Consider the following 3,434-nt stretch of genomic DNA (forward strand, 5'->3'; position numbering starts at 1 on the left):
CTGCTTGTGGCAGTGATGTGACTGCTTCTGCTTGTGGTTCTGACATTAACACTGCATGCGGATCAGATATCACCACAGCTTGTGGTTCAGACAGATTTTAAGATTGATTCAATCTTAAATCTTTTATTTTTTTATATACTATTTTTTGAGGAGTTGTTTTTTTATGGCCGATTTTTTTGCATTTCAATGGCACATCCTTGACGACTGCGATCAGCGATGCAAACATTGCTATATTTTTTCAGAGGAAAACGACAAGGAATTAATAACAATGAAGTATGAGGATATGGAAATTGTTTTGGATAATTGCTTAAAATTCTGCCGGAAAACAAACAGGACACCATATTTCAGCATTACTGGAGGTGATCCGATTCTCCATCCCGACTTTTGGCAATTGCTTGAAATGTTGCACGAAAAGGAGATTCATTATTCAATACTGGGAAACCCTTTCCACATTACAGATGAAGTTGCAAAAAGACTTAAAAGCTTAAGCTGCAGACAATATCAACTGTCTTTGGACGGTCTAAGGGACACCCATGACTATTTTAGAAAACCCGGTTCGTTTGACATTACATTGGATAAAATCAAAACCCTGCAGGATGCGGGAGTCAGGGCCAGCATCATGACCACAGTTTCCAAGACAAACATTGATGAGATTCCTGATTTGATTGATGTTGTTGTTGAAAATAATGCAGGGTTATTCAGTTTTGCAAGATATTGTCCGACAAGCCTTGAAAAGGCGACACAAATGACTCCTGAAGAATATAGGAACCTTTTGGAAAAGGTATGGAAAAAATACAATGAATATAAAGACAGCAAAACATTTTTTACACTAAAGGATCATCTATGGACATTATTCTTATATGAAAAAGGATTATATGAGATTCCGGAAAATTTGAATGATGATGTTGTCTATGACGGATGCAATTGTGGAAACAGTCATTTGACAATTTTACCGTCAGGTGATGTATTTGCATGTCGCAGAATGGACAGCAAGGTTGGAAATGCCTTAAATGAATCAGTATATGATATTTTCATGGGTGATGATATGGACGAATACAGACAATTTGAGAAATTTGAAAAATGCAGCAGATGCGAATTGCTGAGATTTTGCAGAGGGTGTCCTGCTGTAAGCTACGGAACAACCCATGATATGTATTCGCCAGATCCTCAATGCTGGAAAGAGGTGTTATGATGAAAGCAGTTGTTTTGGAGAAAACTTGTAATGCGGATGAGCTGGAAGTTAGCGAAGTTGAAATTCCTAAAGTTAAGGAGGGTTGGGTTTTAGTTAAGGTTCTAGGCTTTGGAATTAATAGGGCTGAAGTAATTTTAAGGGATTATGAAGCTGATGAGGATTATATTGAATTGCCTGTAATTCCAGGTATTGAATGCGTTGGTGAAGTAGTTGACTCATCAAATACTCGATTTAAAAACGGTGATAGGATAGCTGCACTTATGGGTGGAATGGGAAGAAGCTTTGATGGAGGATATGCCGAATATGCTTTGCTTCCTGAAAAAATTGTCTTTAAAATTGATGAAGATGTTTTTGACAAATTGACATTGGAGGAAATAATAGCAATTCCTGAAACTTATTTCACTGCCTATGGGTCTTTAATGTCACTTAATCTTGTAAAGGAGGACACTCTATTAATCAGAGGAGCAACATCTGCACTGGGACTTTCTGCAATTCAGCTTGCAAAACCAATGGGATGTGAAATATTTGCAACTTCCAGAAGCGAGGAGAGATTTGACATATTAAAGTCAAACGATGCTGATGAGTGCTTTGCTGATGATGGTTGTCTGGCTGAAAAATTAAAATGTGATAAAGTATTGGAACTGATTGGTCCTAAAACTCTTGAAGATTCAATGAAATGCCTTAACAGTGGAGGAATATGCTGCGTTACAGGTGTTTTGGGAGGTATTGAGTATATGGTTGAATTCGATCCAATCAAGATTATTCCAAATGGCTGTTACCTCACTTCTTTTTTCAGCAATTATCCGACACAGGAGATAATGGACAGTCTATTTGATTTCATTGTTGAAAATAACATTAAACCTGAAATTTCAAGGGTATTCTATAATTTGGAAGATATTGGAAAGGCACATGCTTTGATGGAGTCAAACATGGCTCAGGGAAAGATTATATTTAAATTGGAGTAGTTTATATGGTTACTAAAGAAGAATGTTTTAAACAGTTGAGGGAAGTGATTGATGCAGTTTTGTCCACTGTTGATGATAATGGCAATCCTCAGTCAAGAATTATTGATATAATGCATATTGAAGATGATAGGATATATTTTTTAACCGGTCGTGGAAAGCATGTCTATTCAGAAATCATGAATCATCCCAAAGTCAGTTATCTAAGCTTGAAGGACAATAAATCCATCAGAATTAGCGGTGAAGCCCATAAATTAGACGATCAAAAATATTGGATAGATTTGATATTTGAAAACAATCCATTCATGAATAACGTTTATCCAGGAAATGCAAGATATATTCTTGAGCCTTTTTGCATTGAGGATTATGAGATGGAATTCTTTGATTTGACACAAAAGCCGATTTTCAGACAATCCTTCAAATTCGGTGATGCTGAAATAACAGTTAAGGGATTTGAGATAACTGATGATTGTATTGCTTGCGGGACTTGTCAGGCAAGTTGTCCGCAGCAGATTCCAGTTTTTGTTGAAGATAAGTTTGAAATTCCACAGGAACATTGTTTGCATTGCGGATTATGTTACGAAAATTGTCCGAAGAGTGCAATTGTTAAAAGAGAATAATTGATTCATTTCATCTAATCTATTGGAGTTTTAGTCTTCTTTATTTAATAAATTGGGTAAAAATAGATTTTTTTTTAAGATTGAATAAGGATAAATTTGTTAAACAAATTTTGACACATCCTCATTCAACATCATATCTACTGGTCGATACTGTGCCGGCCAAACATCCTAAGATGTTATACAATATTATGAACCTCAAAGTATATAAAAGTTTCATTTATTACTCATTTCTATATTAAAGCAATATTTCATCATAAAAACAATTTTATATTCTTAAATCAATCTTTATTTTTAAAAATAAGAAATTATAAATAGTTTTAAAAGAAAATATCTAATTCTAAAACACTAATATAATAATCATATCTACTGGTGTTTTAATGAATTGGAAAGAGCATTCAATTAAAAACACTCCAATCAAATTTGGAGAATTGATATTTTGGTGGTTGAAAATATGGTGCTTGCTATCTCTTATTTATTCCTAGCAAGTTACTATGTATTGTTGGCCATTAACTTGTTAATGTAAAACAATCTATGATGTCGAATTGGAAGCCTAGTTGGATTTCATCCGAAATTTTCTAATTTGATAAACTGACAATTTAAATGACAATTAGCTTTAATATGTGTTTTATAGCTTCCTTTTTTACACATAGTTCAAAAAAG

3 protein-coding genes are annotated in these 3,434 nt (G+C 34.2%); all 3 read left to right on the plus strand.

The window, feature by feature from the left end; translation table 11 throughout:
- The first annotated feature begins 163 nt into the window (after nt 1-163).
- From acgM to Q0W04_RS10570, 3 genes are read left to right on the plus strand one after another with little or no spacing between them, the layout of a single operon-like run.
- Complete coding sequence (acgM, locus tag Q0W04_RS10560; protein WP_298503082.1) at nt 164-1,192, plus strand: radical SAM/SPASM domain protein, ACGX system; 1,029 nt, start codon at nt 164-166, stop codon at nt 1,190-1,192.
- On the plus strand, nt 1,192-2,157 hold the full coding sequence (locus Q0W04_RS10565) for a zinc-binding dehydrogenase (protein ID WP_298503085.1): 966 nt from the start codon (nt 1,192-1,194) through the stop codon (nt 2,155-2,157). The genes acgM and Q0W04_RS10565 overlap by 1 nt, the downstream gene beginning before the upstream one ends.
- A 5-nt stretch (nt 2,158-2,162) precedes the next feature.
- A complete protein-coding gene (locus Q0W04_RS10570) occupies nt 2,163-2,774 on the plus strand; it encodes a pyridoxamine 5'-phosphate oxidase family protein (protein WP_298503087.1) in 612 nt (203 codons plus the stop codon).
- Nucleotides 2,775-3,434: the final 660 nt, after the last annotated feature.

The organism is uncultured Methanobrevibacter sp., assembly GCF_947170395.1.
Lineage (GTDB): Archaea > Methanobacteriota > Methanobacteria > Methanobacteriales > Methanobacteriaceae > Methanocatella.